This window comes from Aeromonas salmonicida subsp. salmonicida (assembly GCF_001643305.1).
GTDB classification, from domain to species: domain Bacteria; phylum Pseudomonadota; class Gammaproteobacteria; order Enterobacterales; family Aeromonadaceae; genus Aeromonas; species Aeromonas salmonicida.
The window spans coordinates 71,951-86,345 of record NZ_LSGW01000044.1 but is presented as its reverse complement, the minus strand read 5'-3'; the positions used below and the strand labels follow the sequence as shown (position 1 = coordinate 86,345).

14 protein-coding genes are annotated in these 14,395 nt (G+C 59.0%); 5 read left to right on the top strand and 9 right to left on the bottom strand.

Annotated elements, in window-relative coordinates; translation table 11 throughout:
* Positions 1-114: 114 nt before the first annotated feature.
* The 4 genes from AXW79_RS03915 to rlmM are packed head-to-tail and all read left to right on the top strand — an operon-like array spanning position 115 to position 3,172.
* A complete protein-coding gene (locus AXW79_RS03915) occupies positions 115-1,035 on the top strand; it encodes a transcriptional regulator GcvA (protein WP_005312000.1) in 921 nt (306 codons plus the stop codon).
* A complete protein-coding gene (locus AXW79_RS03910) occupies positions 1,028-1,666 on the top strand; it encodes an alpha/beta family hydrolase (RefSeq protein WP_005312002.1) in 639 nt (212 codons plus the stop codon). Before AXW79_RS03915 ends, AXW79_RS03910 begins: the two co-directional genes overlap by 8 nt.
* Positions 1,667-1,698: 32 nt before the next feature.
* Complete coding sequence (locus AXW79_RS03905; RefSeq protein WP_005312004.1) at positions 1,699-2,085, top strand: DUF423 domain-containing protein; 387 nt, start codon at positions 1,699-1,701, stop codon at positions 2,083-2,085.
* The gene (gene rlmM / locus AXW79_RS03900; RefSeq protein WP_005312006.1) at positions 2,078-3,172 is read left to right on the top strand and encodes a 23S rRNA (cytidine(2498)-2'-O)-methyltransferase RlmM; all 1,095 of its coding nucleotides are present in this window, start codon (positions 2,078-2,080) and stop codon (positions 3,170-3,172) included. The genes AXW79_RS03905 and rlmM overlap by 8 nt, the downstream gene beginning before the upstream one ends.
* Before the next feature lie 84 nt (positions 3,173-3,256).
* Here rlmM and AXW79_RS03895 read toward each other — a convergent pair whose 3' ends face one another.
* The 7 genes from AXW79_RS03895 to queF all read right to left on the bottom strand — a co-directional run bounded on the left by AXW79_RS03895 (position 3,257) and on the right by queF (position 12,420).
* Complete coding sequence (locus AXW79_RS03895; protein WP_005312007.1) at positions 3,257-3,700, bottom strand: hypothetical protein; 444 nt, start codon at positions 3,698-3,700, stop codon at positions 3,257-3,259.
* 121 nt (positions 3,701-3,821) lie between these two features.
* Positions 3,822-4,829: an isocitrate dehydrogenase gene (locus AXW79_RS03890; RefSeq protein WP_005312009.1), complete on the bottom strand. Its 1,008-nt coding sequence runs from the start codon at positions 4,827-4,829 to the stop codon at positions 3,822-3,824.
* Between the two features lie 164 nt (positions 4,830-4,993).
* A complete protein-coding gene (xni, locus tag AXW79_RS03885) occupies positions 4,994-5,791 on the bottom strand; it encodes a flap endonuclease Xni (protein ID WP_005312011.1) in 798 nt (265 codons plus the stop codon).
* Positions 5,792-5,956: 165 nt separating this feature from the next.
* The gene (gene ppnN, locus AXW79_RS03880; RefSeq protein WP_005312013.1) at positions 5,957-7,312 is read right to left on the bottom strand and encodes a nucleotide 5'-monophosphate nucleosidase PpnN; all 1,356 of its coding nucleotides are present in this window, start codon (positions 7,310-7,312) and stop codon (positions 5,957-5,959) included.
* Positions 7,313-7,473: 161 nt separating this feature from the next.
* Positions 7,474-9,093 (bottom strand): GGDEF domain-containing protein, encoded by a 1,620-nt coding sequence (locus tag AXW79_RS03875; RefSeq protein ID WP_005312015.1) that lies wholly within the window; start codon positions 9,091-9,093, stop codon positions 7,474-7,476.
* 91 nt (positions 9,094-9,184) lie between these two features.
* Positions 9,185-11,455: a hypothetical protein gene (locus tag AXW79_RS03870; protein WP_011898997.1), complete on the bottom strand. Its 2,271-nt coding sequence runs from the start codon at positions 11,453-11,455 to the stop codon at positions 9,185-9,187.
* Positions 11,456-11,571: 116 nt separating this feature from the next.
* The gene (gene queF, locus AXW79_RS03865) at positions 11,572-12,420 is read right to left on the bottom strand and encodes an NADPH-dependent 7-cyano-7-deazaguanine reductase QueF (protein ID WP_005312019.1); all 849 of its coding nucleotides are present in this window, start codon (positions 12,418-12,420) and stop codon (positions 11,572-11,574) included.
* A 176-nt stretch (positions 12,421-12,596) separates the two neighbouring features.
* Here queF and syd point away from each other — a divergent pair, with 176 nt between their 5' ends.
* A complete protein-coding gene (gene syd, locus AXW79_RS03860; RefSeq protein ID WP_005312021.1) occupies positions 12,597-13,145 on the top strand; it encodes a SecY-interacting protein in 549 nt (182 codons plus the stop codon).
* Positions 13,146-13,236: 91 nt separating this feature from the next.
* Here syd and AXW79_RS03855 read toward each other — a convergent pair whose 3' ends face one another.
* Both AXW79_RS03855 and AXW79_RS03850 read right to left on the bottom strand, forming a co-directional pair.
* The gene (locus tag AXW79_RS03855) at positions 13,237-14,022 is read right to left on the bottom strand and encodes a Zn-ribbon-containing protein (protein ID WP_005312023.1); all 786 of its coding nucleotides are present in this window, start codon (positions 14,020-14,022) and stop codon (positions 13,237-13,239) included.
* Positions 14,023-14,028: 6 nt separating this feature from the next.
* Positions 14,029-14,334: a hypothetical protein gene (locus AXW79_RS03850; protein ID WP_005312025.1), complete on the bottom strand. Its 306-nt coding sequence runs from the start codon at positions 14,332-14,334 to the stop codon at positions 14,029-14,031.
* Positions 14,335-14,395: the final 61 nt, after the last annotated feature.

The window sequence follows — 14,395 nt, the reverse complement described above, 5'->3', positions numbered from 1 at the left end:
AAAGTGAGCCATATGACAACGGATTGCGAAGCGAATTATGTTTATTCACTGGTCGACCCGCAACCGACAAATTATAATGCGGCCCATTAGAAAAACTCATCGTCGGCTGGTCTCATGTCTCGTCGTTTACCCCCGCTCAATGCCCTGAAAGCATTCGAAGCCGCGGCTCGTCACTTAAGCTTCACCCGGGCAGCGGAAGAGCTGTTTGTGACCCAGGCTGCCATCAGTCACCAGATCAAGGCGTTGGAAGAGTATCTCGGCATCAAGCTGTTTCGCCGCAAGAACCGCTCCTTGCTGTTGACTGAAGAGGGGCAGGGTTACTTCCTCGATATCAAAGACATCTTCACCTCTATCTCGGAGGCGACCGACAAGCTGCTGGCCCGCAGTGCCAAGGGGGCGCTCACCGTCAGCTTGCAGCCAAGTTTTGCCATCCAGTGGCTGGTGCCCAGACTGGTGAAGTTCAGTGAACGTCATCCGGACATAGACGTACGGATCAAGGCGGTGGACATGGACGAGGGGTCGCTGACCGACGATGTGGACGTGGCCATCTACTACGGCCGTGGCAACTGGCCTGGACTGCGTGCCGACAAGCTGCACACCGAGTACCTGATCCCTGTCTGCTCGCCGCTCTTGCTGACCGGCCCCAAGCCGCTGCGCACCCCGGATGATCTGATCCGCCACACCCTGTTGCACGATACCTCCCGCCGTGACTGGAAAGCCTGGTTTCGCCAGCTCGACATCGATGCACCCAACGTCAATCAGGGGCCCATCTTCAGTCACTCCACCATGGTGATCCAGGCGGCGATCCACGGTCAGGGGGTGGCGCTTGGTCACAGTGTGCTGGCTCAGCCAGAAATCGAAGCGGGGCGCCTTATCTGCCCGTTCGAGCAGGTGCTGGTGAGCAAGAATGCGTTCTACCTGGTATGCCAGGAGCAGCAGTCCGATCAGGGCAAGATAGTGGCCTTCCGCGACTGGATGCTGGAGCTGGTGGAGCAGGAAGAGGCTCGTCGCAGGGCACGGCTCGCCGATGCCTGATGTGATGAGAGAGGGGGCGAGTGATGCCCCCGTTCGCATTCTGCTGGCCCATGGCGCCGGGGCCTGCATGGAACACACCTTTCTTTGCGAGCTGTCACGCCTGCTGGCGGGGCCCGATATCGAGGTAGTGCGTTTCAACTTTCCCTACATGACCAAGCGGGCCCAGGATGGCAAGCGCAGGCCGCCGGACAGGCAGCCGGTATTGCTCGACCATTGGCGCCAGATGGCGCAGCTGTTCGCTCACCCAAGGCTGTTCCTGGCGGGCAAGTCCATGGGGGGACGCATGGCGGCAGAGCTGTATGGCGAAGGTGGGGACGAGATGAATGCTGCAGGATTGCTCATTCTCGGGTATCCTTTCCACCCTCCGGCCAAGCCCGACCGCTGGCGGGGCGAGGTGCTCAAGCAGATCAAGACGCCAACCCTGCTGTTGCAAGGGGAGCGCGACACCTTCGGTACGCGCGCCGAACTGGCAGATTTTCCCTTCTCACCCCACGTATCGGTCCACTGGCTGACCGATGGTGACCATGGCTTCAAACCGCGAAAAGCCAGCGGCGTGAGCGAGCAGGAGAACCTGCAGCAGGCGGCTGATCATATCAGGTGCTTCATCGCGGCGACGCTGGCACAGGGCTGACGGTCGCGAGGGAGAGAACGAGGAGGGTAAGAATGCAGATCCATCGACATTGGCTGGTACTGGCGGGTTTTTTTGGCCTGACGGCGACCATGCTGGGGGCTTATGGCGCCCACGGTCTGGCGGCGAGCGGTATTACGGCTTCGCAGCTGGCGGCGTTCAACACCGCCGTGCACTATCAGTTTTTTCACGCATTGGCCCTGCTGGTGCTGGGTTGGTGCGGTGTGCGCAGCAAGGTAATCACCTTCGCTGGCACCGCATTTTTGCTGGGGATCCTTGGATTCTGCGGCAGTATTTACGCCATGGTGCTGCTTGGCAGCAAGGGGCTGGGGCTCATTACCCCGGCCGGTGGCCTCTGTTTTATGTTGGGATGGGCGGCTCTGATATGGGCTGGCTGTCGTCTTGGAGGAAAAAATGAATAATCTGCTGCTTTATTGCCGCCCCGGTTTTGAGAAAGAGGCGGCGGCAGAGATCACCGAGCGTGCCAGTAACATGCAGTGCTACGGTTTCGCCCGGGTCAAGGACGACAGCGGTTATGTGATATTCGAGTTGTATGACGAGGAGCAGGCCGATCTGCTGGCGCGCAAGTTGCCATTCAGAGAGCTTATCTTCATCCGTCAGATGCTGGTGGTGACCCACGAGCTGAAGGATCTGGATGTGGCTGATCGGATCTCGCCCATCATAGAAGCGACCAGTGAATACACCATCTGTGGCGATCTGCGAGTTGAAACCGCCGATACCAACGAAGCGAAAGAGCTGTCGGCCTTCTGCCGCAAGTTCACAGTGCCGCTTCGTCAGGCCCTGCGCAGCAAGGAGCTGCTGACCAAGAAAGAGACGCCGCACCGTCCGGTGTTCCACGCCTTCTTCATGGCCAACGATCACCTGTTGCTGGGGTATTCCTACTCGTTCAACAACTCCGAATTCCACATGGGTATTCCCCGTCTGCGCTGCCCGCCGGATGCACCGAGCCGATCCAGCCTCAAGCTGGAAGAGGCCTTCTATGTGTTCGTACCGCGGGAAGAGTGGGACCTGCGCCTCACCTCCGGCATGAAAGCGGTCGATCTGGGCGCCTGTCCGGGTGGCTGGACCCATCAGCTGGTGCGTCGCGGCATGATGGTGACAGCGGTGGATAACGGCACCATGGCCCAGTCCCTGATGGATACCGGTCAGGTGAAGCACCTGCGTGATGATGGTTTTGTGTGGCGCCCCAGCAAGAAGAATATCTACTGGCTGGTGTGCGACATGGTGGAGAAGCCGGCGCGGGTTGTTCACATGATCGCCGACTGGTTCCGCGAGAACGACTGTCAGGAGGCCATGTTCAACCTCAAGCTGCCGATGAAGAAGCGTTACGCCGAAGCGGTACACAACATAGAGGTGTTACGCGGCCTGCTCAAGGAGGTAGACAACGCCTTCGTCATTCAGGCCAAGCAGCTCTATCACGATCGCGAAGAGATCACGGTACACGTCTACAACAAGTACTGGGTCTCCAAGCTGGAAGCCAAGGAGTGACATCCGGCCCCTTGCCGTTAGCAGAAAAAAGACCGATGGCAGCGATGCCATCGGTCTTTTGCTATCTGCGCCATGCAGCCAGTGTCAGAAGCGGTAGTCGAGACGCAGGGATGACTCGTCATCCGTGACTTTGAGCTCTATCTGCAGGGGAATGCTCTTGTCGACCGGATTGAACTGCAACTTGACCCCATCCCCTCTGAGTTTGATGGCCGTATTCATGCCAGCTGCCTTGAATTTGATCCTGGGTTTGTGGTGTTCGAAGGAGAGGCTTACGCTCTTCTCCGCCGTCAAATTCAGCTTCTGGTATGCGGTAACCTGCTGGTTGCCGTCGCTGTCCGTCATGATGTCTACCCCGAAGGAGAGCGGTTTGGGCGCCTTGAGCAGATCATTGGTATCCAGACTGGAACGCCATACCTGACTGGCGGGCTGCGACTGGGCTGCCGGAAGCTGTTTCCAGGCATTTTCGACCGGTCTGTCTACTGCCATGACGCTGCTGCTGATAAGCAACAGGGGAAAAATAGCGCGCATAATGGATCTCCTTATCCCTTATGCATTGAACATAGTAGCCAATTGACTAGGCGGGTAGCGTGCCGCGAGATAAAACAAGGGGAGCCTGAGCTCCCCTTTTGAATCAATGAATTAAGATGAATTACAAACGGTCTATGATGGATTGGGTGAACTCGCTGGTAGAGGCGGTCCCCCCGAGATCCCGGGTCACGCGATCACCGGATTCGATGGTGGCGCGCACAGCCTCACGGATGCGCTCAGCCTTGTCCTGCATGCCCAGGTATTCCAGCATCTGGATGGCGGCGAGGATCACCGAGGTCGGGTTGGCGATGTTCTTGCCTGCGATATCCGGCGCCGAGCCATGCACAGCTTCGAAGATGGCGGCTCCATCGCCGATGTTGGCACCAGGTGCCATGCCCAGACCGCCCACCAGACCGGCGCACAGATCCGAGAGGATGTCGCCAAACAGGTTGGTGGTGACCATGACATCGAACCGCTCCGGGTACATCACCAGGTTCATGCAGGCGGCATCGACAATCATCTCTTCGCTCTGGATATCCGGGTAGCGAGCGGCGACATCGCGGGCCACTTCCAGAAACAGGCCAGAGGTGGACTTGAGAATGTTGGCCTTGTGGATGATGGTCACTTTCTTGCGTCCTTCCTGGCGGGCCAGTTCGAAGGCAAACTTGACGATGCGTTCTGCCCCGTCGCGGGTAACGATGCTCATCGCCTCGGCGCTATTGTTGTCATCGCTGCGCTTCTGGCCGGCGCCCGAGTACATCCCTTCGGTGTTCTCGCGCACTGTGATGATATCGATGTTCTCGTAACGACTCTTGGTACCCTTGAAGGAGATGACGGGGCGGACGTTGGCGTAGAGGTTGAATTTTTTGCGCAGGGAGACGTTGATGGAGGTGAAGCCGCCGCCAACCGGGGTGGTGAGCGGGCCTTTCAGGCTGACCTTGTTCTTCTCGATCAGATCCAGGGTTGCCTGGGGCAGCAGCTCGCCGTGCTTCTCCAGCGCGACCAGACCGGCATCCGCATACTCGTATTCGAAGTCACAACCGGCGTGGGTCAGGATCTGGATGGCTGATTCGATGATGCTGGGGCCAATGCCGTCGCCCGGGATGACGGTAATCTTTCTTTTTGACATGAGAGGTATCCACTTCTAGGGAACAGAGGGGGAGGATTCGGCCGTTTTATACCATTTATACAACTAACCCTCCATGTTTCTTTACATTCTATCTGTTTTTGTCAACAGCAAGGGTGAGTCCCGTCATGATTGGCAGGATTGCTGGTCAATGGGGGAAGCCGGTGTCATGCCTCGCTCTCGGGTGCTGGGGGATAGCGTATTTCCCGCAAGTTGAAACCCAGGGGAATATCACGCTGCAGCCGGACCAGACGCTGGGCCAGCAGGGCATCGTCCTGATACTGGCGCAGCTTGAGCAAGGGCTTGCTGGCCTCCTCCTGTTGACAGGCCGCGAGCAGCGCCGACAGGCTGCCATATTGCTGCAGCAATTGGGTCGCCGTCTTGGGGCCTATGCCGGGCACCCCCTTGATATTGGATCCGCTGATGCCGGTCAGGGCCCAGAAATCCACCAGCTGGGCCGGGACCACGCCATATTGTTGCTCGACGAAGGCGGCATCCAACCAGCGTTTGTTGAAATAGTCCCTGATCTGGATCTGCGGGCAGATGAGCTGACAGAACCCCTTGTCGGTAGAGATGATGGTGGCCCTTGCCCCGTGCTGGGCGATGCCGCTGGCCAGGGTGGCGATGAGATCGTCCGCCTCATCGGTCTGGGAGAGCAAAGCGTCTACGCCACACTCCCAGAAGGCATCCTGCAGCGTGTTCAGACCTTCACGCAGCTCCACCGGCATGGGGGTTCGCCCCTCCTTGTAGGCCGGGTAGACCTCTTTGCGCCAGCTGTGTATCTCTCCGTCGAATACCGCTATGACATGGGTCGGCTCGCTGCCCGTCAGCAGCTTGCGGCAGGTATTGATGAGATTGGCACGGGTGGCGATGAGCGCCTGGGCCGGGGTCAGCGCCTGCTGGGCTTGCACCGCGTGCAGACGGCGGATGAGGTTGAGGGCATCGATGATAAGCAGGTGTGGCATGGGGGACTCTTGGCAGTCAGGACGCGCCATTGTAACAACTGGCAGCCTTGATGACAGTGTTCAGGTGGTGCCAGAGCGTCAGATGCTCATACAGATGGCAAAAGGAAGGGGCGCTGCTGCGCCCCTTGTGCCATGTTGTCGCTGGTCACCGGCGACTAACAGCCTTTAACGAACAATCTCGTAACAGGGGACGTATTGGGTGCCAGGCAGCTTCATGCGCTGTTGTTTGACGAAGCTCTCCAGCAGCTTGTCCATCAGGTGCATCAGCTCCTTGTCGCCGTGCAGCTTGAAGGGGCCCTTCTTCTCGATGGCGCGGATGCCCCCTTCCTTCACGTTACCGGCGACGATGCCGGAGAAGGCACGGCGCAGGTTCGCCGCCAGCAGCTGGGGCGGCTGGTTGCGGTGCAGATCCAGGCTGGCCATGTTGGCGTGATCCGGCTCGAATGGCAGCTGGAACTCGGGCTCGATCTTGAGGGACCAGTTGAAGGAGTAGGCATCGCCGACCGATTTGCGATATTCGCGAATTTTCGGCATCGCTTCCTTCATCACCCGTGCCACTTCCGGCGCATCGCCAACGATGATCCGGTAGAGGCTGGTAGCGGGTTCGCCCAGGGTAGCCTTGACGAAGTCATCGATGGCGCGGAAGTAATCGGCGCTCTCTTTCGGACCGGTCAGGATAATCGGCATGGGTTGGCGCTCGTTGGCCGGATGCATCATGATGCCGAGCAGATAGAGCAGCTCTTCGGCCGTGCCGACCCCGCCTGGGAATATGATGATGCCGTGGCCCAGACGCACGAAAGCCTCCAGCCGTTTCTCGATATCCGGCAGTATCACCAGCTCGTTGACGATGGGGTTGGGCGGCTCGGCGGCAATGATGGAGGGTTCGGTCAGACCTATGTAGCGGCCATTGCGTACCCGCTGCTTGGCGTGGCCGACGGCGCCCCCCTTCATGGGCCCCTCCATGGCACCCGGACCGCAACCGGTGCAGATGTTGAGCTCGCGCAATCCCAGCTCGCTGCCGACCTCGCGGGTGTACTGGTATTCAATGGGGTTGATGGAGTGGCCGCCCCAGCAGACCACCAGATTGGGATCCGCCCCCGGCAGGATCGCCTTGGCGTTGCGCAGTATGGCGAACACCACGTTGGTGATATGGGTGGAGCTGGTCAGGTTGACCAGTCGGTTCGACTCCAGCTGGGTCGACACATAGAGGATGTCGCGCAGCACGGAGAAGAGGTGCTCCTGAATGCCACGGATGATCTCGCCATCCACAAAGGCATGCTCGGGGGCATTGAACAGTTCGAGCTTGACCCCGCGCTCGCGCCGGATCACATGGATATCAAAGGATTTGAAACGCTCCAGTATCTCTTTGGAGCTGTCGGTATGGCTACCTGAGTTGAGCACCGCCAGCGAGCAGTTGCGAAACAGTTGATAGATATCGCTGGAAGCAGTCTGTTTGAGGCGATCCACCTCGAGTTGTGACAGCAAGTCCATGCTGCCCACAGGATTGATGTGCGTAATCATAAGTTCCCCTTTCACTCGCTTGTTATCGTTGTGCTTTTCCCTGGGGAGAAAACAGGATGCCATGTGGCATCCCTTGAATTTGATAGTAGATGTAAGCGGTAGGGCAGGGGAATAGGGGAGAAGTGCGTTTGCTGCTTTTTTAGCCGCCACTCAGCCTGGATTCAGGCCAGATTGACCTGATCCCGACCCGAGTGCTTGGAGCTGTAGAGCGCCTTGTCGGCTCGCTCGAACGCATCCGTGGTGTGATCCCCTTCCCGAAACAGGGTGGCACCGATGGAGATGGTGATCTCGACCCTGGCATCCCGAAAGCGGAACGGAATGCTCTTGATGGTCTGGCGCAGTGTCTCCAGCGGCTTCTGGTATTTGTCCGGGTTGATGTTCGGCAGCAGCACCACGAACTCCTCACCGCCAAAGCGGGCGATGAAGTCGGTATCGCGCAGGGCGCCCTGCAATGCCTTGGCCACGACCTTCAACGCCTTGTCACCGGCCATGTGGCCATAGTTGTCATTGATGTTCTTGAAGTGATCAATGTCTATGATGGCCAGACAGAGCGGAGTGTTGTAGCGCAGCCAGCGCTTGTATTCGAGTTCGAGCCGCTCGTCCAGCGCCGCCCGGTTATGCACCTGGGTCAGGCTGTCGAGGAACAATTTGTGTTTCTGGATGGTGAGCCGCTTCTTGTACTCGGCGGTCTCCTCCTTCATCAGCCGCAGCTTGGCCTCCATGGTGGAGAGGCGGGTGAGCAGGTGGCGCTCACGGGCCGCCATGGCCTCCCTGTCCTGCAAAAGCATGTTGATGGCACCCATATGGCCCGAGATGGCACCCTTGAGCTCGTCGAAGGTGTCGTGGCTGGCCAAGGTATGGTCGAGGGCCCGTAGCTCCTTGTCGATGGCCTGACGGGTATCCTGAGTGGCGCTTTGCAGGGCGCGCCCTTCGTCGAGGGATTCGGTGAAGCTGAAATGCACCGCAGAGAGGCTCTCGTTGAGGGTGCTCAGGAAAGCCTGGGAGGATTTTCGCTCCTCGCGGGTGCCCTCAATGATGAGCTCTATCACCTGCAGGCAGATCTCCGCCAGCAGCGGCGGCGTGATGCCATTGAGCAACTGGCGGCGGATATCCGCCAGACTCTCGCCAACGGCGCCGGCAAAATCCAGCTCTGTGATGAGCCGTTGCAACTCGTCGGCGATATGGGCGTGAGCCTTGGCGTCAAACGGGATCACAGGCTCAGGGGACGAGAGCTCTGTGATGGCCATGGCCTGCACGCTGGCGGCGGGAGCCGGGGTTAGCAGGGGCTGGGTCGGCAGCAGCTGGATCTTGATGGCCTGCTGGTAAAACTCCAGCAGGCGGATCACTTTCTTTTGATGGTCGCCGATGCCATAGCCATCCGGGCTTGCCAGAAACTCCTTGAGGGACTTGCGGGTATCCTCCGGGAAGCCCTTGATGGATTTGAGCTGTTTGGTGCCAAGGTCGATGGCAGCCTTGGTCAGGCTGATGGACTCTTCAAGCGCATTGCCATGTTGCTGCAACAGCTTTTCGATGACGGCGAGGTCGGCATCCAGCGAGGAGAGCGGGGGATTGCCGTCGAGTTTTTGCTTGAGCTTGGCGAGCTTGTTGTCCAGCTCCCTGTCATGGCCACGACAGGCTTGCATCAATTTACTGATGAACTGGATACTGCGGGCTCGCTCTGCATCGGAAAAAGTGACTATACCGTCTAGCTCCAGCTGCTTTTGCTGAAGGGATTCCCTGAGTCTGGCCAATTGTCCTGCTACGGCAGCGATATCATTCATTATTCAGGTCGCCCTGTTGTCATTATCGTTTTTGTGTTGGATAGCAACGGCGGTCGAACCCAGTTCCAGATCCAGTTGATTATCTATAGGGTTATTGGTTATCCGGTGCTTTCGTCCGTGAAAGTCGAAGCCAATTAACCCATTGCTTTTCATGAGAAGAATTTACTTTTACCAGTCCCTTGTCAATTGCCATCAAGCAGCATTGCCACACATCCCCATTAAAAAATGCGGCCTGTTGGCAATCGATGGCGGCAAGTTCCAGCCAGACGCTTTGCTGATATTTTTCGCTGAGCTGAATGGCTCCGGCCAGTGCCAGATAGCAGAGGTCGAACAGGCCGTTGTGATCGAGGGCGGTCGCCGCCTTGGGCAGGAAGGGGTGGCTGACGATGCCGAGGCTGATATGGCGATCCAGCGAGTGCTGGCAGGGGAAAGCGGCAAAGGCCGCGAGCAGATCCTGAGCCAGCTTGTGCAGGTCCTCCACGTGGCGCTGGGGCACCACGTAGAGCAGATGGCCTTCGCGTAAATCATAGATGCGGCCATCCTGCGGTGTCAGCTCCTTGATATAGGCGCCGAAAGCCTGCTCTATCTCGCGGCTCACCTGATAGCCGTGCTGCTCCAGGCAGTTCACTAGGAAGGGCACCCGAAACAGCAGGTAATGCAACTTGTCGTCAAATTCGCTGGTGGGCCGTTCGCTCAGATACCAGCGTTCTGATTTTTGCTGGCGTCTTGCCATCTCCCGCGGCCAGCGGCTCATCAGCCGCTGCCAGTTGGCAAGGCCGGTGCGTGGCTCGATCAAGATGGCCTCACCCAGTTGTTTGCCCTGCAGGCGTGCGACCCTGAGCTTGAGCCAGAGGGTGAAAAACAGATAGATGAACAGGGTCAGCAGCAGGCCAGTGATCACGCTCGACCAGAGGTAGCGATCCTGCTGATGCTGGCTGATATCCAGTTGTTGTTCCAGCTCCTTGATCTGCTGTTCCCGCTCCACCTGGACATAGTTGTCGCGGATCGCCTCCTGCTCCAGATCGACCTGCTGCTGGCGTACCTGCTCGCTGCGCTGGTGGAAATTCTTGTAGCTGTCCAGCGCCTGCTTGAGGTAGCCCTTCTGCTCGTAGGCCACCGAGAGCAGACGGAAGATCTCGAACTGGCGCTGGGCGTCGCCAATCTGGTTGGCCAGCGCCAGCGCATTTTCCAGCTGAAGGATGGCGATGCCCGCCTCCTTCTGCTTGAGGTGCAGCTCACCCAGCAACAGCAGGGTGTCGATCAGCGGCTCCTTGTCGTCCCCCAGTTCGTGGGACTGGCGGGCCGCCGTGAGGTAGTTGCGGGCCAGGGTCAGATTGCCGGTCTGCAGATAGGTTTTGCCTATCTCGTACTTGAGATTGGCGATGCGGGTGCGGTTATTGCCCTCGTCCAGCAGATCCAGCGCATTGAAGAAGTAGACCAGCGCCATGTTCATCTCGCCCTGATCCCGGTTGAGGCGGGCCAGCACGATCAGTGCATCGCTGAGCAGGGAGGGGTTGCCGAGGGCATGGAAGTAGTTGGCGGCCTCATTGGCATATTGCAGTGCCTTCTGTGGTTCCTGCTCCGCCTGATAGAGGTTCACTATCTGGTTCGACAGCAGACCGAGGAAGAGGGGATCCTGCAGTCCTCTCGCCTGTTGCTGGGCATCTATGTAGTCACCAAGAGAGAGCTGGGGCTGCTGGAGGGCATGGTAGAGATCGCCGCTCACAGCGCTGACCCAGGCGCTGGCCAGCGGGTTCTTGGCCTGATCTGCCCAGCGCCGTGCCTCTGCCAGCTGGCGTTTGGCCTCGTCAAACTGGTGCGCCTCTATGCTGGCGTTGGTGCGCAGCAAGCGGCTGTATACCTGCAACTGGCTCTCTTTGAGGCTGGGGGTGCTGAGCAGGGTCTCGAGTTGGCCGAGCAGAGTGGCGCTGGCGCCATGGGAGTGCTCCTGCAGATTCTGGCTGCGGATCTTCAGATAGAGGCCGTGGGCCTGCAACTCCAGCTGCTGCTCTTTGGTGGCCATGGCAATGCCTTGATCAAGCGCCTTCTGGGCCGCCTGGAACTGGCCAAGTTGCAGCAGGCATTCCCCCTTGAGCAGGTGGGCGCCTGTGGCCTGGGCTGCTGTGCCATAGCTTAGCAATGGCTCGCGATAGCCATACTCCTGGCGATTGCTGATGATTTGCTTGGGATTATTGGCTGTGCGTGTCAGGAAGGCAGAGGTGATCTGGACACATCTGGCAGGATCGGTCAGTACCAGGGTTTGGGCCTGCTGCAGATCGATAGACAATTGCTCCTTGGCCAGATCCAGATCAGGAGCCGACAGGGAGGACATCATCATTGCCAGAAAAAACAGTTGATTCATTGGATTAAGGACAGCACAGGGGTGTGGGCATGTTATCCAAGCCCCCCCCTGCACGTCCAGAGTTTACTGACAGATACGATATCCAGGGGCCTTCTCTGTCAGCCAGGACCCCAACTTTACTGCCGGATCAGCCGCAGGTTGGTGGGGGGAAGCTCCCAGTCGCTGCGAAACGGGTTGATATCCAGCCCGCCACGGCGAGTGTAGCGGGCATACACTGTCAGTTGGCTCGGGTGGCAGAGGAGCTTGAGATCGGTAAAGATGCGCTCGATGCACTGTTCATGAAATTCGTTGTGCTGGCGAAACGAGATGAGGTAGCGCAGCAGTTTTTCCCGATCCAGCCGTGGGCCGCGATAGTGGATCACCACTGAGCCCCAGTCGGGCTGGCTGGTGACCAGGCAGTTGGACTTGAGCAGGTGACTGTGCAGCGTCTCTTCCACCTCGTCGTTGCCCGCGGCCCCTTGCAGCAGATTGGCATCGAATTCATAGCAATCAACCTCTATATCCTGCTCATCGATGCACTCACCCGGCAGGGCGGCAATGTGGTGCGGAGCTTGTGCCAGGGGGAACAGCGTCACGCTCACTTCGCTGCCGGCGCAGGCACTCAGATCCTTGACCAGCATGGCTTGTACCGCCTCCAGCGAGTCGCAACGGGTCTGGTTGAAGGAGTTGAGATAGAGCTTGAACGACTTGGATTCGATGAGGTTGGCGCTCACTGCGGGCACGGACACCTCACCCACAGCCACCATGGGTTTACCCCTGGCGTTGAGCCAGGAGAGCTCGTACAGAGTCCAGACGTCGCAACCCTGGAAAGGCAACTCGCCGGTCAGGCCGAGGTCGTCGCGATTGAGGCTGCGCGGCACAGGTTGCAGCAGGGCAGGGCTGTACTGACTGATGTAGGCAGATTGCTGACCCAGGCTCAGCCCTTGCAAGGCGCTGGCACCGGCGTATTTCTCTTGTTTGCTCATTGTGTTTATGGATCCGGATGTTGAATGGGCCATTGCGCTGCAGCGTCAGGGGCGCTTACCCCTACTGGATATTGCAGTGGAGCGCCACCGGATGGTGACGTCTCATGCTTCACCTTGTCTGCTTGTGGGTTTGATGGTGCAATAGCGGACTTTGGCAGCAATTGTGGGGAATTTCGATGTCGGATCAAGTCTTGTCTGCCCTGGAACACTTTTTTTTGCGCTGGCAGCGTGATGGTGAGGCAAGGCGGGGATTGCCCCTGTGTGAGTGGGAAGCTGACTGGCGCTCCCCTTGCGAGCTGGATGAGCCCAGAGAGGGGCGGGTCGCCTGGCGCCCTCACCAGCGCCAGCAAGCGGCCGATTTTGCGGCCATGGCCAATGCGCTGGAGCTGGTGCTGCATCCTGCGGCCCAGGCGCTGTTTGGTCACTGGTTTAGTCGCCCCATCCCCTGTTCCTACAAGGGGCTGCGCCTTGAGATCATCCTGCCGTGGAACGAGGCGGATCTGAACCTGCTCAGGGAAAACCTCATCGGTCATCTGCTGATGCTGCGCAAGTTAAAGCGCACGCCATCGCTGTTCATTGCCACCACCCGCAACGAGATGACCCTGGTGTCGCTGGACAACGAGAGCGGTCAGGTATGGCTGGAGTGGCTCGATTCAGGTCGACGTCTCACCTTGGCCCCCTCGCTGCCAGCTTTCCTTGAGCGGCTGGAAACCCTGCCCCATTGATCCTGTCTCTGTGAGACGAGAAGGGCCTTGCCATCCGGCAAGGCCCTTCTGCTATCTGGACACAAGGTAGTGCCATCTCAAGGGAGGAGGCTCAATCCTTGAAGTCCCAGGAGAGGTTGGAGATCAGCCGGCAGGGATCGCACTTGAAGTCGAAGATATCGTGCAGCGGCGCTGTCAGTGCCCACTCACCGCCACAGCCCGGACAGGGGCGGTTTCTCTCTTCGGCTACGCTCAGCCCGCCGACCCGGTAGAGGTAGTAGTAAGTGGGAATGCCGCTCAGGGCCTCCAGCCGCTTGACCAGATCGCTGCCGCGCCGATGGAGGCGGCTGCCCACTTCGCCTATCTCGTGCAGTGCCGCGTGTTCGGCGATGGAGCCGTTCATCTGCAGCTGATCGCACGCCTCCCAATCCTCCTGCCACTTGATAATTTGCTTGTGATCGCCGTTGGCGACAGCAGGCAGCCGGTAGAGCGGTATGGGCGCGAAGTGGTCACCGCAGCGCAGCGGCGAGCAGGTGTGCAGGAAACTGGTGTAGAGCAGCATCCAGCTCGGCCGCTCGTCTGTGTGGCCGCAAGGGTCTGTACTGTCGGAGAGCAAATCCATCCCTTGCAGCTGGAGCTTGGGTGCGAGCAGACCCGCCTGATTGAGCTGCTGTTCAGCCAGCTTGACCTGTTCACTCTGGTTGTCCGGATGCAGGCTGTCCTGTTCGGGGCAGACCACCCGGCTGATGAACTGCCCTTCATGCATGCTGGTGGGAAACTCCCGTCCCAGGATCTGGCCCTGATAGCGCAGCATGTCCAGGTAGTTGACGATGGCCCGTTCGGCCTCACCGAGGGAGGTATCGCGATAGCACTCAAAGCAGAGTTCGAGAATATACATGGGGGCTCAGTCTGGTTGGCGTTGGAGCAGCAGGGTGGTCAGGCGATCGACTTTCTGCTCGAGTCGGTTGAGCTGCTCGCTCAACTGTTGCAGGTTGACAGTATCGGCCTGCGTGCCGGTATCGGCAGCGGCTGGCGTGCTCGCCGGGGCCGGTTCTGTGGGTTGGGGCTGCTGCTTCCACTGGCTCAGCACCTTGAGCAATTCGGCCATGGGAACGGGCTGACTGAGGCGAGCCTTGACCATGGCAGTGGAGGGAGTGATCCCCTTGGCGGCCAGTTCGTTGGCGATGCGGATGATCTCTTGGGCGGACATGGGGGCTCCTGCGCAGTAGGGCTGTGATACGGGCTTGACGGGGCACAGAGCTTAACCAAAC